We start from the raw sequence: 21,830 nt of genomic DNA, 5'->3' as shown, positions 1-21,830 counted from the left end.
GACGGCCCTGAATCCGGGCAAGTATGCAGCGTTGGTGGAGCAGGCTCGCCGGTTGGGTCGGGTTCGTAGTGAGGTATGGCAGCGGTACGGGTCGGTCGGCGGCGCCGGGTCCGGGTTGACGGATCGGCAGGTGCGGGACCGGTGGTTGGCCGACGGCACGCATGTGCGGTTCTGTCTGTTGGCGAATCCGTGGAAGGAAACAGTCCGCGACGCCATGGCCGACATCGCAGCGAACCTGGCAGCGGCGAAGGTGCAGGTGCGTCGGGCGGTCTTCCGGCGCACCAGCGATCCGGCCGAGCAGAAGCGGATGCTGGCCGCGTTGAAGGCCGACCGGTGGGCAGGCGATCCGTTCTTGGCGCGGCAGATGCGCCAGCACTGGAAGCGGGGCCGGAATCGCACGCATGATCAGATCGTCGTCCGCGCCGATCAGCACAACACCGTCGTCGACGGGCGGGGCCGGTTGTGGCTGGCGGTTCCCGGTCTGCAACGCCGCCGGATGGTCCGGATCCCGCTGTCCACGACGGTCGCCCCGACTGGGACGCTGCGGCTGATCCTGCGCGGTGGCCGGGTCGAGGTGCACTATCAGATCGACGCGTCGCAGATGCGGTCGTCGCAGCGGCCCTGCGGTGACCGGACGGTCGGCGTTGATAAAGGTTACACCGAAGTCCTGACCGACTCCGAGGGCGGCCGCCACGGCTGCCGTCTAGGTGTGCTGCTGGCCAGCGAGTCGGACCGGTTGAAGGAACGCAACCGGCGGCGGGCGAGGCTGCGTTCGATAGCGAACAGCGCCGCCGGGCGTGGTGACCACGCGAAAGCGCACCGGATCACCGTCAACAACCTCGGGACCGTCAAGCGGGACCGGCAGGCCGCCCGCCACCGGGCCCGGGTGCGCACGGAGATCTTCACCGCCGTGCACCGGGTCGTCGACAAGGCGGCCAGCGTGGTCGCCGAAGACCTCACCAAACGCTTCGCCGGGCGCAAAATGCTCGGCAAGAACGTGAATCGGCGTCTGGCCGCGTGGACCAGAGGGGTCACCGCCGAGGCGCTGGCGAACGTGTCGGAGCGCAGAGGTTCTGCGCTCGTGCACGTCAACGCCGCCTACACCTCACAAGCTTGTCACCGTTGCGGCCGGCTCGGCCGACGCAACGGGGACCGGCTTCACTGCACCCCGTGCGGGGTGGTGTGGCAGGCCGACGTGAACGCCGCGATCAACATCCTGCAACGAGCAGGCGACCCCGACATCGCCCTGCACACCCCGCACCACAAGGTGAAGCAGATCCTGCAGGACAGGACCGATCGCCACCGGACCAGACTGCCGGTCCAGGACTCCAGCCCGGCCACCGCCGAGCGGAGAGCGAATAATCCGAACCGCTCAGCAATGAGCAACAAGCAGGAAGCAGCATCGTGCACCTGACACACCTGGAGTGCCCGCGCTGCGGTGCGGAGCACCCGGCGGACAAGTTGCAGAACCTCTGCGACTGCGGCTCCCCGCTGCTGGCCCGCTACGACCTGGCCGCGGTGGCCGCCGCGGTGACCCCGGAGCAGTTCGGACTCCGCCCGGCGGACCTCTGGCGCTACCGGGAGCTGCTGCCGGTGGCCGACGCCCGGTTCGTCACCACGTTGGGCGAGGGCTGGACGCCGCTGCTGCGCGCCCCGGCGTACGGCGCGGAGATCGGCATCCCGGACCTGATCGTCAAGGACGAGGGGCTCACCCCGACCGGGTCGTTCAAGGCGCGCGGCGCGGCGGTGGGGGTGAGCCGGGCCCGGGAGCTGGGCGTCGAGCGGATCGCCATGCCCACCAACGGCAACGCGGGAGCCGCCTGGGCGACGTACGCGGCCCGCGCCGGGATGGGCGCGACCATCGCCATGCCGCTTTCCGCGCCGACCATCTGCCGGCGCGAGTGCCTGGCCGCCGGGGCCGACCTGCGGCTGGTCGACGGCCTGATCAGCGACGCCGGCCGGTGGGTGGCCCGGCTGGTCGCCGAGTCGGGCGGGCGGATCTTCGACGCCGGCACGCTGCGCGAGCCGTACCGCCTGGAAGGCAAGAAGACCATGGGGTACGAGATCGTCGAGCAGCTCGGCTGGCAGGTGCCCGACGTGATCATCTATCCGACCGGCGGCGGGGTCGGGCTGATCGGCATCCACAAGGCGCTGCACGAGCTGCGCGAGCTGGGCTGGGTGGAGGACAAGCTGCCCCGGCTGGTGGCGGTGCAGTCCACCGGCTGCGCGCCGATCGTCCGGGCGTTCGCCGCCGGGGAGCCGCGGGCGACCCCGTGGGCGGACGCGCACACCGTGGCCTTCGGCATCACCGTGCCGTCGCCGCTCGGCGACGAGCTGATCCTGGACGCGCTGCGGGAGAGCGGCGGGACGACACGGAGATCCTGGCCGACCTGCGGGACTTCGCCGCCCGGGAGGGGCTGCTGCTCTGCCCGGAGGGGGCGGCCGGCCTGTCGGCGGCCCGACACCTGCGGGCCGGCGGCTGGATCCGGGCCGGCGAGCGGGTGGTGGTGCTGAACACCGGCGCGGGGCTGAAGTATCCGGAGACGGTGGACGTGTCGGGCGTACCGGTGCTGTGAGACGCCGGCGCCGCGCGGACCGTGCGGTCCGCGGGGCGCGGCCGGCGCCGAGCATGCTGTCCCTGCCGGCCAGGATCCCGCCCGCTCAGTCGGTGGTGGGGTCGGTCAGCCGCCAGGCGGCGTTGATCAGCCCGATGTGCGACAGCGCCTGCGGGGTGTTGCCGAGCTGGGCGCCGGTGCGCAGGTCGATCTGCTCGGCGAAGAGGCCCAGGTCGTTGGCGTGCCCGAGCACCTTTTCGAACAGCGCCCGGGCCCGGTCCCGCTCGCCCCCCATCACCAGGCACTCCACCAGCCAGAACGAGCAGAGCACGAAGCCGGCCGGGTCGGTGTTCCAGCGCCGCACCAGCCCGGCGTCGGTGCCCAGCTCACGCTCCACCACCTCGATGGTGGAGCGCATCCGCGGGTCGGTGGCCGGCAGGAACTGCACCACCGGCAGGTAGAGCGCCGAGGCGTCCAGTTCCGCCGAGCCGAAGGCCCCGGTGTACGCGCCGATCCGGTCGTTCCAGCCCTCGCGCAGCACGGTCGCCCGGATCTCGTCCCGGATCGCCGCCCAGCGACGCGGATCCGCCCGGTCACCGAGGCGGGGCGCCAGCTTCACCGCCCGGTCCAGCGCCGCCCAGCAGAGCACCTTCGACGACAGGTAGTGCCGCTCGGTTTCCCGGGTCTCCCACATCCCCCGGTCCGGGAGCTGCCAGGTCTTGGCGACCTGCTCGGCCAGGCCCACCACCATCTCCCGCAGCTCCATCTCGAAAGTGTCGCCGAGGTAGTCGTGCAGCTGCCAGACCGCCGAGATCACCTCGCCGGGCACGTCGAGCTGCCGCTGCAGCCAGGCGTCGTTGCCGATCCGCACCGGCCGGCTGCCCGCGTGCCCGCGCAGGTTCGGGCATTCGTGCTCGGAGAGGTCCCGCTCCCCTTCCAGACCGAAGAGCACCGGCACCGGCGCGTCGCCGATCCGGCCGATCGAGCGGGCCGCCCAGGCGACGAGGCGGGACGCCTCGTTCGGGCAGGCCGCCACCCAGAGGGCGCGCATCGTCATCGAGAAGTCGCGCAGCCAGGAGTAGCGGTAGTCGTAGTTGCGGTCGCCGCCCATGCATTCGGGCAGCGAGGTGGTCAGGGCCGCGGCGACCGCGCCGCTGCGGGTGTACGTCAGGCCGGTGAGCACGGTGGCGCTGTGCCGGACCTGCGGGACGTACTCGCCGTCGTACTCGTGGACCTCCCGGTACGCCTCCCACGCCCGCACCGTCTCGGCGAGCGTGGCGACCGGGTCCAACCGGGCCGGCGGCGGGCCGTAGACCGGGGCGTACGCCAGGTCGAAGCCGACCGTCTGGCCGGCGGCGACCTCGAAGGCGTGCCCGACCCGGTCCCCGTCGACGCGCAGCGCCTGCCCGTCCCCGCGCAGCACCAGCGCCACCGACCCGGCGGTGGCCAGCACCCCGCCGTCCGGCTGCTCGTGCAGGTACGGGGTGAGCAGCCCGTACTCCGGGAGCGGGGCGAAGTCTAGGTGCATCCGCACCCGCCCGGTCAGCCCCTCGACCACCCGCAGCAGCACCGCCGGCGAGTTCATCCCCAGCTGGTGGCCGCGGGCGCCCAGCTGGGCGGCGAGCGCGTCGGTGACCGCGACGCTCCCCTCCGGCGTGTGGTGGACGGTCCGCAGCACCAGGGTGTCCGGCCGGTACGCACGCTCCACCCGGCTCGCGGCCAGCGGCGCGATCCGCCAGTGCCCGCCGGCCGGGTCGAGGAGCCGGCAGAAGACCGACGCCGAGTCGAACCGGTCCGGGCACCACCAGTCGACCGACCCGTCCCGGCCGACCAGGGCACCGGAGCGACAGTCGGAGATGAATCCGTAGTCGGAGATCGCCGGGTGATGCACCCGCGCCGGGTACCCGGACCCGGGGCGTTCAGGCCGGGCCGGTCAGGCGGTCGGCGGCTCGTCCTGGCCGGCCGCCTCCGCCGCGTCGGCCTCCTCCTTGGTCCGGTGCACTGCCTGGTCGGCGTGCTCCGGCGGCCCGTAGACGGTGTAGAGGACCAGCGGGTTGGGGCCGGTGTTGACGAAGTTGTGCTTCGTGCCGGCCGGTACGACCACCAGGTCGCCCGAGACGACCTCCTTCTTCTCGCCGGCCACCCGGGCCTCGCCGGTGCCGCTGACGAAGGTCAGGATCTGGTCGATGCCCTCGTGGACCTCCTCGCCGATCTCCCCGCCCGGCGGGATCGTCATGATCACCAGCTGGGTGTGCTCCCCGGTCCAGAGCACCCGGCGGAAGTCCGGGCTCCTCTCGGCGACGGTCGCGATCGTGAAATGCTCCATGGCGCTCACATACCCGGCCGGACCTGCGGTCACGCCGGGACTCGCAGATGGTGGAATTCCCCACTGCTCGGTGGTTTGGATCCCCTCAGGACGGGCACCTGGAGTGCCAAGACCGGTGCACGGACGGCCGGTCGAGCCAGGTCCCCGCTGTCGTACCGCCGTACGGCTGCGGTGGTGGGAGACGGCCAGAGCGCGGCGACGTTACGACCTGAGGTCGAGCGGCGCCGTGCGCTCGTGTGCGCCGACTCTCGACGCTCGGCCGCCCCACCCCCGGCTCAGGCCAGAACGGCGAGGTGGAAGGGCCGGCCGGCGTGGCCCGCCGAACCTTTAGTGGACACCGCACTATCCTGAAGCATGGTGCCCGCCAACGAGGGTCGGGCGGCGGAACCGGTCTACCGCCCCATTCTGGTCGGTCGCCGGGGTGAGCTGGAGGCACTGGCCCATCTCGACGACGCCGCCGCTGCGCTGCTCGCTCCGGTCCTCGACCTCTGCGTGGTCGATCCCAGCACCGTGGACATCGTCGGCCGGCTGCCGGCCGGGCTGCTCCCGGCCGTTGACGTCTCCCGCCTGCCGGACACCCCGGAGAGCGAACTGGTCCGCTGGGGCGTACCCCTGGTGCCGGTGGTCGGGCTCGCGGAGAGCGACCGACGGCTGGTGGCGCACGGCGAGGCCGCGCGGGCGTACGCCGGGCGGGCGGTGGTCCGGCTGCGGACCGGGCAGGACCGGGCGGGCCCGGACGCGGCGACCACCGCGGTCGAGCGGATCTGGCGGCTCACCCGGCTGGTCCCGGAGCAGTGCGACCTGATCGTCGACGCGGGCGACGTCTGCTGCCCGGCGGACGTGCGGCTGGCCGAGCCGCGGATCCGGCGGCTGCTGGACTGGGCCCGACGGCATGCCTGGCGCTCGGTCACCGTGGTGGCCGGGGGGATGCCGCCGACGCTGGTCCGCCTCCCCACCGACGAACCGGTACGGCTCGACCGCTTCGACTGGCAGCTCTGGCAGCGCCTGGCCGACCTCGGCGTGGGGTACGGCGACTACGGGGTCGGCCCCGCGGTGCACGGCGCGGACGGGCCGGGCGACCGACTGCCGACGCTGCGCTACACGGCCGACGGGGCCTGGTGGTTGTACCGCTGGTCCCGTCGGGGTGGTCGGGGCGACGACCGCTTCGCCGACCTGTGCCGGACGCTGGTGGCGGCCCCGCACTGGCCGGCGGCCGGGGCGGCCTTCTCCTGGGGCGACCACGAGATCCTGCGCCGGGCCCGGCGCGGGGCGGGTGCCGGCTCGCCGACCAACTGGGCGGCGTGGAGCACCTCGCACCATCTGGCGTACGTGCTGGGCACGCTGCTCCGGCCGGACCGTGGGCAGCGACCCGGGCCGTGGGGCGCCGGCCAGGACGCCCCCGAGCGGGGACGGTCCGGTCGGCCGCACCGGGGCGGGGAGACCCGCCGCGCGGGCTGAGCCGCGTCGGTCACTCCTTCTCGGTGAAGCCGAACTGCACGACCCCCTCGTCGTCCACGATCGCGTCGACGGAGGTCTCGTTGAGCAGTTCGGCGGCATCGGCGTCGAGGAAGATCCGGGCGCCCTCGGCGTCGACCACCTGGTCGCCCTGCACCGGCTGCGGCACCAGTTCGATGGAGAGCGAGCCGGCGTCGGTGTCGGCCGCGATGCGCAGCCCACCGTCCTCGGCGACGTCCTGTTGGTTGGCGAGGTCCCGGATCACCAGGACGGCGTTGTCGGTCATGGTCAGCATGGCGGAACTCCTCGTGGTTGTTCGGGATTTCGGTGGGTCGGCGCGGCCGCGCGGGCCGGGCCCGGACCCAGGAAGGCGAATCGGTGTTCGCCGTGCAAACCAGGGCAGGTTGACCGCCCCTCATGGCCTACGTTGCCCCCTGATCGGGCATCCGTCAAATAGAGCGGGGTCAGTCGACACCGTGGTGGCCGGTGGCGGGAGTAGTCCGGCCCGGGACGGGTAACCAGGGTCGTGGCGGCCCCTGATCGGAGATAACTTTCGCCGCAGAGGCTTCTCCGGAAGAAACCTCCATGACAGCATCAACGCATGGATCGTCGTCTCTTTCCCCGGGCGCTCGCAGTGCTGGCGCTGGTCGCCACCGCGGTCACCGCCGGCGCCCCCACCGCCACGGCCGAGTCGCCCACCCCCGCGCAGACCCGGCTGAACGCCACCATCGACGCCATCCTCGCCGACTCCCGCCTGGTCGGGGCGCAGGCCGGCGTCGTCGTCGTGGACACCACCACCGGTCAGACCCGCTATCAGCGCAACGGGGACCGCCGTCTGGTGCCCGCCTCCAACACCAAGCTGCTCACCTCGACCGCGGCGCTGGAGCTGCTCGGTCCGGGCCACCGCTTCACCACCGACGTCGCCGGCGGCGGCGTACGACGGGCCGGACTGCTCTCCGGCAACCTCTACCTGCGCGGCGGCGGCGACCCGACGATGCTGGCCGGGGACTACGACGCGCTGGCCGCGCAGGTCGCCGCCGAGGGCGTCCGGGTGGTGACGGGGAACCTCGTCGCCGACGACACCCGGTACGACCACACCCGGCTCGGTCCCGACTGGACCTGGGACGACGAGTCCTACTACTACGCCGCGCAGGTCTCGGCGCTGACCGTGGCGCCGGACACCGACTACGACGCCGGCACGGTGATCGTGCACGCCGCACCGGCGGCCGGCGCGAGCGCGCCACCGGTGGTGACGATGACTCCGCCCAACGGCTACCTCCGGATCGACAACCGGGCCGTGAACGAGTTCGACTTCAAGTCGAAGGAGATGACGATCGACCAGCAGCTGAAGCTGGCGGAGATCAAGGCGCTGCTGGCCATCGGTCAGGAGCTGTCGCGGATCCACCACAACGGGATCAACCCGGAGTACGACTCGGGCAACTGATGTTCGCCACGTACGACGAAGCCGGCCACCCCGTTGAAGGGGTGGCCGGTTTCGTTGTTGCGGGGCTACTACTTCTTGTTCAGGTTGACGATCACACCCTGGTTCGCGCACGCCGTCTGCAACCCCGACACGTGGGTGCCCATCGGTCCGATGAACGCCAGCGCGCCCATCTCCTGACCGTCGCCGAGCTGCTGCACCTGCCAGGCGATGTCCACCAGGCCGGTGCCGTGCTCCCGAATGTCGGCGTACCGGGAATCCTCGAACACCTTCCGGGCGGCCCGGTACTCCTTCTCGGTCAGCTTGTCGTCCCCCGACGCCTTCGGGCTGCCGTCCATCTTCTTGCCGTCCCGCATGGCCTTGCAGGCGGCGACACCGGAGTCCTCCTTGATGAAGCCTTCGTAGACGGCGAGGCCGGCGGCGGTGAGCATCAGCACGGCGACCGCGGCAGCCACGGCGACGATGATCTGCTTCCGGTTCGGGCTCGCGGCCGGCGCGGGCGGGGTGTGCGCCGGCGGCTGGACGGGGCCGGCGGGCTGGTACTGCTGCGGCGGGTAGGCGGGGGCGCCCTGCTGGTAGGGCTGCTCCGGCTGCTGGGTGTGGTGCGGGTCGGTCATCTGGTGCTCCCCACGTGGTGTTGGCTTGTCGATGGTCAATGGTTGTGCGGTGCTGAACTGCGGTGTGTCGGGTAGGCGACAGTGGTTGTGGCCGGTCAGTCGCGGCGGGACGACCGGAACATCCCGACCGTGGCGACCACATCGCCGGGCTTGGCCCGCCGCCAGTCGGCGACTTCCGGCCCGACCAGCGTCCAACCGTCGGCGCGCAGCTCGTCGAACCATTCGTCGGCCTGATCGGGGTCGGCGAACCGGCGAGCCTGCCGTTCCACCGGTACCCCGCAGGTGAGCTCGGCGAGGGCGCGGCGCATCCCGGCCGGGGAGTTCCAGGCGAGGACCGCGGCGAGCTGCTCGCTGTCGAGGCGGCCGAGCAGCCGATGCGACCCGGCGCTGCTGCCCGTCCCGGGTCAGCCGGCGAAGGAGGAACTGCAGGACCTGGCTCGGATCATTCGCGAGACGGGTAGCAGTCCCCACGACGCCGTGACCATGGCACGTCTGATCATGGCTGCCGGCAACCGACGCACACCCACCGACATGCCACCCGCCGCATCGTCTGGAGGCCGCGGGTCTGCCCGCGGGCAGGTGGTGGAGCTGCCCGGCTACCTGCAGCCCGACGGCGACGGGTGGCTGCTCAAGGCCCCATGCCAGAGGTGCCACACCTGGCACGCCTTCCACGCCGAGCGGGTGATGGCGGGTGACCGGGTCACCTCGCAGACGGTGTGCCCAGTGGTGACCGACAGCGTGGGTCGGGTCATGCAGCCGGAGGTGACCGTGATGCGGCTGGTGGTGCAGGCGGTGAGGTTCAATCGGAAGTGGGAGCGGGACGGGCGGGTGACCAAGGCGTATTGGGCGCTGGTCCGCGGTTGACGGGCACTGAAGCGCTTTCCCGGGCGCCTGCCCTCCTGACAGTCCCGCCTGCCGATAACAAGCGTGGTATATTGGGTGGGTGACATGGCCCGTCATGCTGCACCCAGAAGCCGACCTTGAACTCGGCAAAATCCCCGCACGTGAACGGGTCGCCGTCCTCCATGCCATGGAGAAGCTCACTGCCATTGGACCCAGCCTCGGCTACCCCCACACCTCCGACGTTCGGGGCGCCACCAACCTCCGCGAACTACGGCCCCGCGCCGGCCGGAGCCCCTGGCGAGCCTTCTACCGCCAGTTCGGAGAAGACTTCGTCATCGGCGCGATCGGTCCCGAAGCGGACGTCAACCCCAAAGGGTTCAAGCAGGCAGTGAAAGTCGCCGAGCAACGATTGGATGAGGTGGAGGACGACCGATGAAGCTCTCCAGCATGAAGACCCTTGACGAGGCAGTCCGCGAACACCGGCAAGATGCGGAGTTCCGCGCCGAGTGGGACCGCACTGCCTTCGCCCGCGCGGTCGCCACCACCGTCACCGCCTATCGAGCCAAGCAGAAGCTCACCCAGCGCGCCTTGTCCAAGCTGACCGGGCTGACCCAGCCTGCGATCGCCCGACTCGAATCAGGCGAGCACGAGCCGTCCCTCGGCACCCTGGCCAAGCTAACCCTGGCAACCGGCCTGACGTTCGAGGTGAAGGTGTCCAGCGGCTGCGTCGACCTGGAGCAGGTCTACGCGCCCGGCAAGTCAAAGCGGGCCGCCAAGCTGCCAGTGCCGGGCCGCGGCAGGCGGGTACGCAAGGACCTGCCAGAACAGTCGTCAACTGGCGCCGAGTACGCCGCCTGCTAATCACGGTGTCATAGCCCATCGCCTGCTGACGGGGGTGGGGTCAACTCATCGAAAGCCCCCGGCTCAGGCTGGGGGCTTCCGTCTGTTGTGCGCGTCAATCACGACGCTGCGGCCTGCTCAGACTTGTACTGACATAGTCGAATCGTGTCCGTCTCGGCGGTAGTCCCACAATCGCCGGGTGATCCAGCCGGGGCAGCCGCAGGTCAGCTCACAAGAGCTCGCTGCCCTGCTCCGTGAGCAGATCCTCGCCGGGGAGCTGCCACCCGGAGCCCGCATCCGGTCCGACCGGTGGCTGCAAGAAACCTACGGCATCAGCCGCAACCTGGTCCGTCACGCCATCGCGATTCCCCTGGGTGTCAGGGCGCGCACCTACCAACCGGCGACGGCACCCGCGCCCGGCTGCGACCACGCCAGCAGCGCACACGCCACCGCGCCAGCCGTCGCCCAGGCACACACCAACGGAGACACCCCCACCCAGTCCCGCACCAACCTCATCGGCTGCGGCAACCACCCCAGCGCCACCGCCACCGGCGGCCAAGCCCACGCCACACCCGCCGACAGGTGGACGGCCCTCCACGCAAGCAACAACCCATCCGCGGCGACACCCGCGCCCACAACGGACGCAACCACCCCCCAGCGCCGCCCTCCGGCTGACCTTCCCCGTCTTCCCGGCATCGGACCCCTGGAGCGGTGCAACCGCCGCACGCCCTCCCCTCTTGGTCAGGCCCTGCGGCGGGGAGACGCACCCAGCGGGGACCGCGTCTCCGATCCCCTCCCCGCAACAACGATCGGAGCACCACCCACCATGTGCAGCATCTATCGCCCTCAAGTCGACTCTCCGGAACTCGGCCGCGATGAAGACGGGAGAGACGTGCGGCGCATCCTCGGGCGGCGGCAACGCACACCGGCCCCGTCGTGCACGCATCGATAGCCGCAGCTCTGGGCGTCATCACCATATTCGTGTGGGGGTACATAGTCCGCGACGCGCGAGCCGAACCGAACGTGCCACTCACCCAAGGCCACGCCACACTCCTTGCCTTCGCGATCGTGCTCGGCATGACCGCCTGCGCCGCCACCCTCACCTGGATGATCGTCTGGGATGGCCGGAAACGCGCCGCCGAGGGTGATCAGATCCGCGAGTACCACGAGGCCCGTCAAATTCGAGCCATCCCCGACGCGATTGGGGTGTTCCTGAGTGACGGCGACAGGGACACCGAGTGATGACCGCTGTGCAGAGCCTGGTCGACCGGTCTGAGCGGAGCAACGTCACGCAGTTCCCGCGCGCTCAGTCTTGAGTTGCTGGCAGGCAGCTCCGTGCTGCCTGCCAGCACGAACGTGCGTGTCTAACACGACCTCAAGCTCTCCAACAACGGCCACGCCGAGGTGCTGACCAAGGAGCTCGGCCGGGTCCTCTCCGGCTCCGGGACCTGGTCGGCCGGCCTCGCCGCGATCGGCGAGTATGTCGGCGACAACGGCGTGAACACCGGGACGCTGCGCCAACGCAACGGCTCCGGCCTCTCCCGGCGCAACCTGATCCCGCCGGCCGAGCTCGTCGCGCTGCTCGCCGCGGCCCGTGCCGAGCCCTGGTTCGACACCTGGTACGCCGCCCTGCCGATCGCCGGTAACGCCGAACGCTTCGTCGGCGGGACACTGCGCACCCGGATGCGCGGGACGGCAGCGGCGAACAACGTTCACGCCAAGACCGGCAGCCTGACCGGGGCGTCGAGCCTCTCCGGCTACGTCACCGACGCCGACGGCCACCTGCTGGCCTTTTCGATCGTGCTCAACAACTACCTGACCTCCTCGGTGAAGGGGCTGGAGGATCAGATCGCGATCGCGCTGGCCTCGTACACCGAGCAGGGGACGACCCCGGCGCGGCTGACGGCGCCGGAGGCACCGCGGGTGCCGGACGGCCTGGAGTGCTCCTGGGTGAAGCCGATCGCCTGCTGAACCGCCGCGGGCCCGTCCCCGGGGGAGGGGGCCGCGGCGACGGTCAGGCGCCGGGCCGGTGCGGGCGCGGCTCAGCGGCCGGGTCGCCGCGCTCGATCAGCGCGTCGATCTCGGCCGCCGGCAGCCCGCGCAGCGTGAGCACCCGCTGCTCATCGATGAAGCCTCCACAGGGGATGGTCGGACCGGCACTTTCGGACGGTACGACGCCACCGTGGCCGCGCAACGGACAGCCTGTCCCGGGCTCAGCCGGCGCTCGCCACGCCCTCGCGGAGTCGGGCGGCCGTCCGGCCGGCGTCGTAGTCCGGCCCGACCCCCTGCACGATGATCGCCGAGCCCTCGATGTGCCGCAGCCGCAGCGGCAGGATCTCCTGGTAGGCCGGGGAGGCGTACCAGCCGCGGGCCCGGTCGACGTCCGGGAACTCGATGATCACCACGGTGCCGGGCCACTCCCCCTCGATCACCTCGGGCGTGACGCCGTGCACCCGGAACCGGCCCTGGTACGGGTCGAGGGTCGCCTGGATCTTCTCCAGGTACTCGACTATGTCGTCGTTGACCTGCGGGGTATGCAGGTGGGCGAGCGCGAACGCGGGCATGGTGCCTCCCCTGGGCAGGTGCGCCGGCTTCCCGGCGCAGGCTCTGGCACCGATTCTGCCGCCGGCGCGTCCCGGGGTCGACTACCCGCGAGGTAGGGACGGGTCAGACCCGCTCGAGCACCACCACCGGGATCTCCCGGTCGGTCTTGGTCTGGTACTCGTCGTACGCCGGCCAGGTCGCGGTCATGGTCCGCCACATCCGCTGCCTCTCCTCCGGCGTGGCGGTCCGCGCCCGGGCGGTGAACTGCTCCGCGCCGACCTGCACCTGGACCTCCGGCTCGTCGAGCAGGTTGAGGTACCAGGCGGGGTGTTCGGGCGCGCCGCCCTGGGAGCCGACCACCAGGTAGGCGTCGCCGTCCCGGCCGTAGATCAGCGCGGTCCGCCGCAGCTTGCCGCTGCGCCGGCCCCGGGTGGTCAGCAGCAGGGTCCAGACGCCCGGACGCCACTCGTGGCCCTCCGCGCCGTCGGTCTCGACGTACCGGCGGATGTGGTCGGCGACCCATCCCTCCGGGCTGTCCAGCACCTGCTCGCTCGCCGTCATGGGTCCCTCCCGCGTCGTCGGCCGGCCGTCGCGCCCACGCTACTCCCGGCCGGCGGCCGGCACCGGGCGAACAGCGGGTCAGCGCAGCGCGACCGCCTGGACGCTCACGTTGCCGCAGTCCCCGAAGGACTTCTCCACCGTCCAGTTCACCAGCAGCTTCCCGCCGCGGGCCGCCCGGAAGCGGATGGTGAACTCGGCGGTGTGCTGGGTGTGCGGGTCCTCCAGCCGCAGGGTGCTGGTCGGCCCGCCGGTGGAGAGCCGCACGTCGAGCCGGCCCCGGGCCATCCAGAGGCCGGCGTAGAGCCGCACCGTGCGCGGCTCCCCGTCGGCGGTCACGGCGAGCGCGAAGCCGCTGCCCTGGCCGCGGGTGTAGACCCCGGACGTGGTGCCGCTGGCGGACGCGACGGGTGCCCCATCCCGCCAGGCGTACGCCTCGGGGTTGTTGCTGTAGCTCTCCCGCCGGCCACGCCCGCCCTCGTCGCGGACCGCCCCGGAGCCGTTCCGCTTGCGGACGGGCGTCTCGGCGCGGAGGAGTCCCCAGTGGATCCAGTCGAGCGGGCCGGCCGCGGTGAGGTTGACGTGCGCCGGCACGTCGGCCTGGGTGACGGTGAGGACCGGCTCGGCGGCCGGCCGGGACGGCGACGGTGACGGGGACGGCGACGGGGGCCGCTGCCGGGGCCGCAGCCCGGGCGAGGCGGCGTCGGCGTCGACCCCGGGCCACTGGGGGGACGGTACCGCCGGCCGGCCGGCCCCGGGCGCCGGTCCCGGCCGGACGACGCTCCGCTCCTCCCGGGGTCCCGCGTGCTGCTCGGTGCCGAGGTACGCGACGAGGGCGGCCAGGCAGGCGAACGCGGCGAGCGCGTCCACCATCCGACGGCGGCGGCGTCGCCGGGCACGCGCGACCCGCCGGAACGCGGACCCGGACTCCCCGACCCCAGGCGGGGCCGACGTGTCGTCGCCGACCCGAGTGCGGTCTTCCTCCGCCACCGAACCTCCGCTCCCCAACCACGCTCCGGCCGGTGGTACGGGCGGGGCATGACCCGCTTCACGTTTTCATCGGTCGGGCGAATGCGCCATATGGGGACGGCTGTGCGTTTCCAGTTTGTTACCTGCCGGTAGCGAACGTCGTCAGCGGATCTCGAAGCCCAGCGCCTGCGCCAGCACGATCGCCTGCGCGGCGTCGACGATCGCGCCGGCCCGCTCCACGGTGGTCGGGTCCAACGCGGTCAGGTCGCTGCCGCGCAGGTCCGCGCCGGAGAGCCGGGAGGCATGCAGCTGGGCGCCGGACAGGTCGACGCCGGTGACCGTCGCGCCGGTCAGGTTCGCGCCGGTCAGGTCGACCTCACGCATCCGTACGTCGGTGATGGTCACCCCGCGCAGGTCCGCCCCGGGCAGCGCGGCGAAGGACCAGTCGCCGCCGCTGATCCGCAGCGGGCGCAGGTCGCACTGGTCGAAGACGCTGCCGACCAGCTTGCACCCGGTGAACTCGGCCTCGAAGAGGTTGCACCGCTTGAACGTGCAGCGGGTGAAGGCCGAGTCGGTGTGCCGGGAGGCGTTGAACGCCACGTTGCCGAAGACGCACTCGGTGAAGACCGCCCCCTGGCTGACCGCCTCGGTGAGGTCGACGTGGAAGAACGAGCAGCGGACGAAGTGCCGGTCGACCAGCTCTTCGGCGTACCAGTCCTCGTCGCGGTACGTGACGTCCTCGGTGGGCTCAGCCATCGGGCCAGATTAGTGGCGCGGGCCGACACTTCCCGACCGGCGTACCGGCGAGTAGGTTCGGCGACGTGAGCGTGGCAGTGAGCACCGACCCGGACCGTATCGGCTTCAACCCCGCCCGGCTGGCGCGGATCGACGAGCACTTCGGCAGGTACGTCGACGACGGCCGGCTCGCCGGCTGGCAGGTCGTCGTCACCCGCCGGGGCGAGATCGCCCACTCGTCGACCTACGGCCTGCGGGACCGGGAGGCCGGCGCCCCGGTCGAGTCGGACACCCTCTGGCGCATCTACTCGATGACCAAGCCGATCACCTCGGTCGCGGCGATGATGCTCTGGGAGGAGGGCCGGTTCGAGCTGAACGACCCGATCAGCCGCTGGCTGCCCGAGTTCGCCGACGTCCGGGTGTACGACAAGGGCTCGGTGCTCAAGCCGTTCACGGTGCCGGCGGTCGAGCCGGTCCGGGTCTGGCACCTGCTCACCCACACCGCTGGCCTGACGTACGGCTTCGCCCAGACCTCGGTGGTCGACGGCCTCTACCGGGCGGCGGGCTTCGACCTGGGCGTGCCGGCCGGCGCGGACCTGGCGGCCGCCTCGCAGGGCCTGGCCCTGCTGCCGCTGCTCTTCCAGCCGGGCCCGAGCTGGAACTACGGCGTCTCCACCGACGTGCTGGGCCGGCTGGTCGAGGTGGTCTCCGGGCAGCGGCTGGACCAGTTCTTCACCGAGCGGATCCTCCGGCCGCTCGGGATGACCGACACCCGCTGGTGGGTCGACGAGCCGGAGGCGAAGCGGCTGGCGGCGCTCTACACCCCCCACCCGGCGACCGGGCAGGCGGTCCGCGCGGACGGCGTCGGCCGGGCGGCGCTGGCCGAGCCGAGCTGGTTCTCCGGGGGCGGCGGGCTGGTCTCCACCGCCGCCGACTACCACCGCTTCACCCAGTTCCTGCTGCGCGGCGGCGAGCTGGACGGGGTACGCCTGCTGGCGCCGCGGACGCTGCGCTTCATGACCCGCAACCACCTGCCCGGCGATCGCGACCTGGCCTCGTTCTCGCCCGAGGGGTTCGCCGAGACGGTGCTCGACGGGATCGGCTTCGGCCTCGGCTTCGCCGTGGTGCTGGACCCGGTACCGGCCCGGGTGCCGAGCAGCGTCGGCGAGTTCTACTGGGGCGGCCTGGCCAGCACCGCGTTCTGGGTGGACCCGGTGGAGGAGGTCACCGCGCTGCTCTTCACCCAGCTCATGCCGTCGAGCACGTACCCGCTGCGCTCGCAGCTGCGCCAGCTGGTCTACTCCGCGCTGATCGACTGACCCGGCGGGGGCGCGCCGCCGGGTGGCGACGCGCCCCGCCGGTCAGACCAGCGGCTTGGCGCGGGTAGCGGTCACTGTCGCGGTGCCGCCGGCGCGCAGGCCCGAGATCAGGTACGCCCGGTAGGTGCCGTTCGGCAGCACGGTCCACAGGTCCGGAGTGCCGTCGGCGTTGATGTCGGCGGCCCAGAGGGTGTTGATCGCCACGCCGGTGTTCCAGTTGGCCGCGACCTGGTACTGCGTGTGGTTCAGCGTGCCGGTGCCGTCGCCGTTGTCGACCATGGTGACCCCTGTCCAGAGGTACAGGTCACCGGTGGTGGCGTTGCGCAGGAAGAGCGCGATGCCGGAGGCGGTCTCGGTGCTGGCGAGGCTCCAGTTCTGCCAGTCGGTGCCGCCGGTCGGGGTCGGGTTGGTCAGCAAGGTGGTGCCGTAGTAAGCGCCGGGCGCGCCCCAGCTGGTGTGGTAGCCGAGGCGGTAGCCGTTGGTGGGGTCACCGGAGATGCCGAGCAGGTCCGGGATGCCGTTGTCGACGCCGTCAGCGACGTATCCGTTGACCAGCGTCAGCGGCGAGTTGCCGTTGGCGTCGAGGAGGTAGTCCAGGCCGATGTTCACCTGGTTGCCGCTGACCGGGTCGAGCATCGTGCCGTCGCCGGCGCCCTTGATGACGGCGCCGTTGCCGGCGTAGACCCCGCCCGGGTAGTAGACGACGAAGTCCTCCTCGGTTCCGCCGAAGAAGCGGCCGGTGATGACCTGTCCGCCGTCGAACTCGGCCGCCGAATAGGTGCCGCCGAAGCCGTTGCCGCGGAGGCCGATGTTGGTGGCCGGGGTCTGCACCTGACCGGTGCCGACGCCGGTCTTGCGGGACTTGAGGCCCGGCGCGGACCAGACGCCGGAGCTCAGGCCGGCGGTGCCACCGGCGGTGACGAGGTCCGGCACGCCGTCGGCGTTCAGGTCCTTGTCGACCGGGGCGCCGACCACGGTCGGGGTGGGCTTCGGGGCGGCCTGGGCGGGGAGGGCCGGCGCGAGGGCGGTCAGCGCGAGCGCGGCGGGCGCGGTCCAGGCGAGCAGACGGCGTGGGGTGGGACGACGACTCATGGGTTCCCCCGTAGTGGAGAGGATCTTGCCGCCCGTACGTTAATTCATGGATGCGACTTCCACGTCCCCATGGACCCCGGATCGCCGTTACGGCACCGGCCGGGCGGCCCGCTCCATAGCCTGGGAGGCGAGGCAGGTCGGGGCGGGAGGCGGTCAGGCCATGAGCAACATCGTCGTGTTCGGCGCCGGTGGCACCGCGGGGTCGCGGATCACCGCCGAGGCGGTCGGACGGGGGCACCGGGTCACCGCGGCGGTGCGCCGCCCGGAGGCGACGAGCTACCTGCCGGCCGGGGTGCGTACGGTCACCGGCGACGCGACGTCCGCGCGGAGCGTACGGGAGCTGGCCGAGGACGCCGACGTGTTCGTGGTGGCGGTCGGCGGCGGCGAGCGGGAGCTGTGGCGGGACGCCGCGGAGACGGTGGTCGACACCCTGCGCGGGCTGACCGACCCGCCCCGGGTGATCCACGTCGGCGGCGGCGCGACGCTGCTGACACCGAAGGACACCCCGTTCCTCGACGAGCCGGACTTCCCCGAGGAGTACCGGGACGCGGCGCTGGGCCAGGCCGACGCGCTGGCCGTCTACCGTTCCGCGGCCGACGGGGTGACCTGGACGTACGTCTCCCCGCCGCCGTTGGAGTTCCACCCCGGCGAGCGCACCGGCCACTACCGCACCGGCACCGATCACCCGGTGACGGACGCGCAGGGCCGCTCGGTGCTGACCTACGAGGACCTGGCGGTGGCGATCGTGGACGAGATCGAGGAGCCGCGGTTCCCGAACGCCCGGTTCACCGCGGCGTACTAGATCCCTTACCTGATCGAGGGTGATGCATTCGCCACGGATTGCGGCTCATGCGCCACATGTACCGCAGACGAGGGCTTGGCAGCACGCCCGGATGAATGGATCATCGCGGCGCTATGCGGAGTGGTCGGTGAGCCGATAACCGTCTGGGCCGAACGGCCCCGGCCAACTCCGGTCTCGCAGCTGCGAGACCCCGGCGCTGGCTCGGGCATTTCCGGTGCCCCCTTCCGCAGATACCCAGCGGGGGTACGGTCATGGTCGGAAGGAGCCGTTGCTCGGCGCCGCTGGGTGAGAGGCGAAGGCGACGATGGGCTGGTTATGGCATGCGTTGATGATCGCCGCATCGATGACCTGGGAGATCCTGTGGGCGCTGATCCTCGGGTTCACGCTGTCGGCGGTGGTGCAGGCGGTGGTCCGGCGGGAGACCGTGGTCCGGGCGCTGGGCAGCGACTCGCCGGGCGCCCTCGCTGCGGCGACCGGCCTGGGCATGGCCTCGTCGTCGTGCTCCTACGCCGCCGTGGCCCTCGCCAGGTCGCTGTTCCGCAAGGGCGCGAGCTTCACCGCGGCGATGGCCTTCGAGATCGCCTCCACCAACCTCGTCATCGAACTGGGCATCATCCTGGCCCTGCTGATGGGCTGGCAATTCACCCTGGCGGAGTTCATCGGCGGCCCGATCATGATCGTGGCGCTGGCTGTGCTGTTCCGGATCTTCCTGCGTAGACGGCTGGTCGCCGACGCCCTCGATCAGGCCAACAAGGGAGTGGCCGGCTCGATGGAGGGCCACGCCGCGATGGATATGTCCGTCGCCGGGCCCGGCTCGTTCTGGCGGCGGCTGACCTCCGCGCGCGGGTTCACCGCGGTGTCGCACATCTTCGTCATGGAGTGGGCGGCCATCTGGCGTGACATCGCCGCCGGACTGCTTATCGCCGGCGCCCTCGCGACGTGGGTGCCGATGGACTTCTGGAGGAGCTTCTTTCTCACCGACCATCCAGTCCTCGCCGGGATCTGGGGGCCGATCATCGGGCCGATCGTCGCGGTGGTCAGCTTCGTCTGCTCGATCGGCAACGTGCCGCTCGCGGCCGTGCTGTGGAACGGCGGGATCAGCTTCGGCGGCGTGGTGGCATTCATCTTCGCCGACCTGATCACCCTGCCGATCCTCAACATCTACCGGAAGTACTACGGCTGGAAGATGGCCGCGTTCATCGCCGCTACGTTTTACGCCACCATGGTCTTCGCCGGCTACGCCATCGAACTGATCTTCAACCTGTTTCATCTGGTCCCGAAGCAGCGCAACGCCTCGGTCATCGAGGCGCACATCTCCTGGAACTACACCACCTGGCTCAACATTGCCTTCCTGGTCGTAGCCGCGGTGCTGCTGGCCCGGTTCTTCACTTCCGGTGGGTTGCCGATGCTGAAGATGATGGGCGGCAGCCCCGACGACCGTTCGTGAGCTCTGCGCGGTCCGAGCGGTCAAGGGGCCAGCGTCATGTCCGGGTGTGCGAGGGGACCTCGGGCCTCGCACTAGTCGGCGAGCCGGGCGGGGAAGCCGCCGGTGGCGATCGGTCCCCAGCTGTCGATGGTGACCCGGATCAGCGACTTGCCCTGCTTCGCCATCGCCGCCCGGTACTCGTCCCAGTCCGGGTGCTCGCCGGAGATGCTGCGGAAGTACTCCACCAGCGGCTCCAGCGCCTCGGGCAGGTCGAGCACCTCGGCGGTGCCGTCGACCTGCACCCAGGGCCCGTTCCAGTCGTCGGAGAGCACGCAGGCGGAGACCCGGGGGTCGCGCCGGATGTTGGTCACCTTCGCCCGCTCCGGGTAGGTGGAGATCACCAGCCGGCCCGCGCCGTCCACCCCGCAGGAGACCGGGGAGGACTGCGGCCGGCCGTCGGCGCGGGTGGTCATCAGCACGACCTTGTGCCGGGGGCGGAGGAAGTCGATGAGGGCGTCCCGGTCGACCCGGGTGTTGCTCGCGATGCTGCGTGCCATCCCCCGGTTCTACCAGGCCGCCGGCGGGCCGGCGGGGTGCGCCCCGACCGGTCGGGGCGGCGTCAGCGGTAGCGGCCGGCGACGCGGCCGGGGGTCGACTGCGCCGGCACCCGGGGGCGGGCCGTCGGCCGCCAGGCCCGGCCGTTGGCGTAGATCACCCGGAACCCGAGGTACGACGCGAGCGGCGCCCAGTGCGCCGAGCCCATCCGGAGCTCGGCGGCGTTGTGCCGCTGACCGTTGGCGAGCACGTCGAGCAGCACGGTTTCGAAGGCGGCCGACTCGACCCAGTCGACCTCGCGGGTGAACCCGCAGACCAGCGCCGCTCCGGTCACGTCGAGGAAGTCCCGCAGCGCGGCGTCGGAGGCGCGCAGCACGGAGCAGCTGCCGAAGTAGAGCCGCCGCCCCTCGCACCGGCCAGCCATCCGTTCGGCGACGTCGGCCAGCTCCACGGAGTCCCAGTCGGTGAGGCAGAGCCGGCTCGGTTCGCCGTGCATCGCGAAGAAGCCGACCCGGTAGTCGGCGTACTGCTTGAGCAGCCAGCGGTCGAGGAAGTAGTAGAGCTCGTCGCGGGTGGCCGCGTCCTTGTGGATGAACCGGATCCGACCGAGCCGTTCGAGCAGTTCGAGGGTGGGAAGGACGGAGCCGCGCTCGTTGAGGTCCCGGTGCCACTGGCCCTCGATGCAGAAGACGCCACCGCGCGCCACGCCCACCTCCCCCGTTCGCGGAGCCCGGCGCAGACGTTACCGGCCCCGGGTCACGAGCGGGCATCACCCTGGGTGCCCCGAACCACCGTTTCCGTCATCTCTGCGACTCCCCGGGCGATGCTCAGGAACAAACAAATATGAGGACGATTCTGACTATCAGCCGCCAATCGCCCGGAAGGCTGCCAAGGTGGAAGGGACAGGACGTCCCGGTCGATGCCCTGGTCACCATCCCATCGGATCTTCTATCGGGAGGACTCCTGTGCGCGCAAACACCCTGAAGCGGGCGGTCGTCGCGTTCGCCCTGGCGTTGCCCGGGGCCGCGATCGCCACGGTGGTCGCCGCGCCGGCGGCCCACGCGGACGGCTGCTACACGTGGCAACGGCCCCTGTCCCAGGGGCGTTCCGGCGAGGACGTCCGGCAGCTGCAGATCCGGGTGGCCGGCTGGGCCGCCTACCGGGACATCGTCCCCGTCGACGGCAGCTACGGACCGGAGACCACCGCCGCAGTCAAGCGCTTCCAGTCCGCGTACGGGCTGCGCGTCGACGGCATCGCCGGCCCGCGGACCTTCGCCAAGATCTACAGCCTGCAGGACGACGACTGCACGCCGAAGCACTTCAGCTACAGCGAGCTGGACAACGGCTGCGGCAAGGGCGGGTGGAGCGGGGGCCCGCTCTCACCGAGCGCGACGAGGGAGAAGGCGCTACGCACCATGTGGAAGCTGGAGGCGCTGCGGCGCAGCCTCGGCGACAAGCCGCTCCACGTGAACAGCGGCTTCCGCAGCATCGCCTGCAACAGGCAGGTCGGCGGGGCGTCGGACAGCCAACACCTGTACGGCAACGCCGCCGACCTGACCTCGGGCAGCTCCTCGCTGTGCCAGGTGGCCCGCACGGCCCGCAGCCGTGGCTTCAGCGGCATCTTCGGTCCCGGCTACCCGGGCCACGCGAACCACGTCCACGTGGACTCCCGTCGAGAGAACAACAGCGACCGTTCGTCGAACACGACGACCTGGTCCGCGCCGAACTGCGGCGTCGGCAACTGAGCCAGCCG

Annotated in this window: 24 protein-coding genes and 2 pseudogenes; 14 read left to right on the top strand and 12 right to left on the bottom strand. The window is 71.6% G+C overall.

The genetic code is table 11. The features are described from left to right. Positions 1-214 precede the first annotated feature (214 nt). Both SLP03_RS24005 and SLP03_RS24000 read left to right on the top strand, forming a co-directional pair. Positions 215-1,414, top strand: a complete 1,200-nt coding sequence (locus SLP03_RS24005; RefSeq protein WP_319462884.1) for a transposase — start codon at positions 215-217, stop codon at positions 1,412-1,414. After that, positions 1,405-2,576, top strand: a pseudogene (locus tag SLP03_RS24000) (threonine synthase). The gene SLP03_RS24005 and the pseudogene SLP03_RS24000 overlap by 10 nt, the downstream one beginning before the upstream one ends. Before the next feature lie 85 nt (positions 2,577-2,661). Here SLP03_RS24000 and SLP03_RS23995 read toward each other — a convergent pair. Continuing rightward, positions 2,662-4,446 (bottom strand): glycoside hydrolase family 15 protein, encoded by a 1,785-nt coding sequence (locus SLP03_RS23995; RefSeq protein WP_319462883.1) that lies wholly within the window; start codon positions 4,444-4,446, stop codon positions 2,662-2,664. A 42-nt stretch (positions 4,447-4,488) separates the two neighbouring features. Continuing rightward, positions 4,489-4,881 carry a cupin domain-containing protein gene (locus SLP03_RS23990; RefSeq protein WP_319462882.1) on the bottom strand — a complete coding sequence of 131 codons (393 nt, stop codon included), beginning with the start codon at positions 4,879-4,881 and terminating at the stop codon, positions 4,489-4,491. Positions 4,882-5,235: 354 nt separating this feature from the next. On the opposite strand from SLP03_RS23990, the gene SLP03_RS23985 reads away from it, so the two are divergent. Continuing rightward, a complete protein-coding gene (locus SLP03_RS23985) occupies positions 5,236-6,339 on the top strand; it encodes a beta family protein (protein WP_319462881.1) in 1,104 nt (367 codons plus the stop codon). Between the two features lie 10 nt (positions 6,340-6,349). Here SLP03_RS23985 and SLP03_RS23980 read toward each other — a convergent pair whose 3' ends face one another. Further along, positions 6,350-6,631, bottom strand: coding sequence for an adhesin (locus SLP03_RS23980; protein WP_319462880.1), 282 nt, complete (start codon positions 6,629-6,631; stop codon positions 6,350-6,352). Positions 6,632-6,937: 306 nt separating this feature from the next. Here SLP03_RS23980 and dacB (SLP03_RS23975) point away from each other — a divergent pair, with 306 nt between their 5' ends. Continuing rightward, on the top strand, positions 6,938-7,780 hold the full coding sequence (gene dacB, locus SLP03_RS23975; RefSeq protein WP_319462879.1) for a D-alanyl-D-alanine carboxypeptidase/D-alanyl-D-alanine-endopeptidase: 843 nt from the start codon (positions 6,938-6,940) through the stop codon (positions 7,778-7,780). 68 nt (positions 7,781-7,848) lie between these two features. Here the strand turns inward: dacB (SLP03_RS23975) and SLP03_RS23970 are convergent, their stop codons facing one another. Further along, positions 7,849-8,394, bottom strand: coding sequence for a hypothetical protein (locus SLP03_RS23970; RefSeq protein ID WP_319462878.1), 546 nt, complete (start codon positions 8,392-8,394; stop codon positions 7,849-7,851). A gap of 95 nt (positions 8,395-8,489) precedes the next feature. Beyond that, complete coding sequence (locus SLP03_RS23965; protein ID WP_319462877.1) at positions 8,490-8,702, bottom strand: hypothetical protein; 213 nt, start codon at positions 8,700-8,702, stop codon at positions 8,490-8,492. 271 nt (positions 8,703-8,973) lie between these two features. Here SLP03_RS23965 and SLP03_RS23960 point away from each other — a divergent pair, with 271 nt between their 5' ends. From SLP03_RS23960 to dacB (SLP03_RS23940), 6 genes and pseudogenes are all read left to right on the top strand, one after another. Then, positions 8,974-9,258: a hypothetical protein gene (locus SLP03_RS23960; RefSeq protein ID WP_319462876.1), complete on the top strand. Its 285-nt coding sequence runs from the start codon at positions 8,974-8,976 to the stop codon at positions 9,256-9,258. Between the two features lie 79 nt (positions 9,259-9,337). Then, entirely contained in the window at positions 9,338-9,673 is a 336-nt protein-coding gene (locus tag SLP03_RS23955; RefSeq protein WP_319462875.1) for a type II toxin-antitoxin system RelE/ParE family toxin, read from the top strand. Next, positions 9,670-10,098 carry a helix-turn-helix transcriptional regulator gene (locus SLP03_RS23950; protein ID WP_319462874.1) on the top strand — a complete coding sequence of 143 codons (429 nt, stop codon included), beginning with the start codon at positions 9,670-9,672 and terminating at the stop codon, positions 10,096-10,098. Before SLP03_RS23955 ends, SLP03_RS23950 begins: the two co-directional genes overlap by 4 nt. Positions 10,099-10,276: 178 nt before the next feature. Then, complete coding sequence (locus SLP03_RS31735) at positions 10,277-11,029, top strand: GntR family transcriptional regulator (protein WP_413644740.1); 753 nt, start codon at positions 10,277-10,279, stop codon at positions 11,027-11,029. Positions 11,030-11,145: 116 nt separating this feature from the next. Then, positions 11,146-11,319 carry a hypothetical protein gene (locus SLP03_RS23945; RefSeq protein ID WP_319462873.1) on the top strand — a complete coding sequence of 58 codons (174 nt, stop codon included), beginning with the start codon at positions 11,146-11,148 and terminating at the stop codon, positions 11,317-11,319. Positions 11,320-11,463: 144 nt separating this feature from the next. Then, positions 11,464-12,048 (top strand): annotated as a pseudogene (gene dacB, locus SLP03_RS23940) (D-alanyl-D-alanine carboxypeptidase/D-alanyl-D-alanine-endopeptidase); the annotation flags it as partial. Positions 12,049-12,290: 242 nt separating this feature from the next. On the opposite strand, the gene SLP03_RS23935 reads toward dacB (SLP03_RS23940), so the two are convergent. From SLP03_RS23935 to SLP03_RS23920, 4 genes are all read right to left on the bottom strand, one after another. Next, positions 12,291-12,641, bottom strand: a complete 351-nt coding sequence (locus tag SLP03_RS23935; protein ID WP_319462872.1) for a DUF1330 domain-containing protein — start codon at positions 12,639-12,641, stop codon at positions 12,291-12,293. 103 nt (positions 12,642-12,744) lie between these two features. Beyond that, positions 12,745-13,182, bottom strand: coding sequence for a nitroreductase family deazaflavin-dependent oxidoreductase (locus SLP03_RS23930; RefSeq protein ID WP_319462871.1), 438 nt, complete (start codon positions 13,180-13,182; stop codon positions 12,745-12,747). 78 nt (positions 13,183-13,260) lie between these two features. Continuing rightward, positions 13,261-14,169 (bottom strand): hypothetical protein, encoded by a 909-nt coding sequence (locus SLP03_RS23925; RefSeq protein WP_319462870.1) that lies wholly within the window; start codon positions 14,167-14,169, stop codon positions 13,261-13,263. Positions 14,170-14,310: 141 nt separating this feature from the next. Further along, complete coding sequence (locus tag SLP03_RS23920; protein ID WP_319462869.1) at positions 14,311-14,904, bottom strand: pentapeptide repeat-containing protein; 594 nt, start codon at positions 14,902-14,904, stop codon at positions 14,311-14,313. Positions 14,905-14,969: 65 nt separating this feature from the next. Between SLP03_RS23920 and SLP03_RS23915 the strand changes: the two genes are divergently transcribed. Beyond that, on the top strand, positions 14,970-16,202 hold the full coding sequence (locus SLP03_RS23915) for a serine hydrolase domain-containing protein (RefSeq protein ID WP_319462868.1): 1,233 nt from the start codon (positions 14,970-14,972) through the stop codon (positions 16,200-16,202). 42 nt (positions 16,203-16,244) lie between these two features. Here the strand turns inward: SLP03_RS23915 and SLP03_RS23910 are convergent, their stop codons facing one another. Further along, positions 16,245-17,294, bottom strand: coding sequence for a hypothetical protein (locus SLP03_RS23910; RefSeq protein WP_319462867.1), 1,050 nt, complete (start codon positions 17,292-17,294; stop codon positions 16,245-16,247). 160 nt (positions 17,295-17,454) lie between these two features. On the opposite strand from SLP03_RS23910, the gene SLP03_RS23905 reads away from it, so the two are divergent. Both SLP03_RS23905 and SLP03_RS23900 read left to right on the top strand, forming a co-directional pair. Continuing rightward, positions 17,455-18,096 carry an NAD(P)-dependent oxidoreductase gene (locus SLP03_RS23905; RefSeq protein ID WP_319462866.1) on the top strand — a complete coding sequence of 214 codons (642 nt, stop codon included), beginning with the start codon at positions 17,455-17,457 and terminating at the stop codon, positions 18,094-18,096. Positions 18,097-18,424: 328 nt separating this feature from the next. Beyond that, on the top strand, positions 18,425-19,543 hold the full coding sequence (locus SLP03_RS23900; RefSeq protein ID WP_319462865.1) for a permease: 1,119 nt from the start codon (positions 18,425-18,427) through the stop codon (positions 19,541-19,543). A gap of 71 nt (positions 19,544-19,614) precedes the next feature. Here the strand turns inward: SLP03_RS23900 and SLP03_RS23895 are convergent, their stop codons facing one another. Both SLP03_RS23895 and SLP03_RS23890 read right to left on the bottom strand, forming a co-directional pair. Further along, entirely contained in the window at positions 19,615-20,079 is a 465-nt protein-coding gene (locus SLP03_RS23895; RefSeq protein WP_319462864.1) for a PPOX class F420-dependent oxidoreductase, read from the bottom strand. 62 nt (positions 20,080-20,141) lie between these two features. After that, the gene (locus SLP03_RS23890) at positions 20,142-20,783 is read right to left on the bottom strand and encodes a DUF6642 family protein (RefSeq protein WP_319462863.1); all 642 of its coding nucleotides are present in this window, start codon (positions 20,781-20,783) and stop codon (positions 20,142-20,144) included. 259 nt (positions 20,784-21,042) lie between these two features. On the opposite strand from SLP03_RS23890, the gene SLP03_RS23885 reads away from it, so the two are divergent. Further along, entirely contained in the window at positions 21,043-21,822 is a 780-nt protein-coding gene (locus SLP03_RS23885) for a D-Ala-D-Ala carboxypeptidase family metallohydrolase (RefSeq protein ID WP_319462862.1), read from the top strand. Positions 21,823-21,830: the final 8 nt, after the last annotated feature.

This window comes from Micromonospora sp. RTP1Z1 (assembly GCF_033804685.1).
Classification (GTDB): Bacteria; Actinomycetota; Actinomycetes; order Mycobacteriales; family Micromonosporaceae; genus Micromonospora.
Note: the sequence above shows the minus strand (reverse complement) of the source record. Positions and strands in the feature narration are given on the sequence as shown.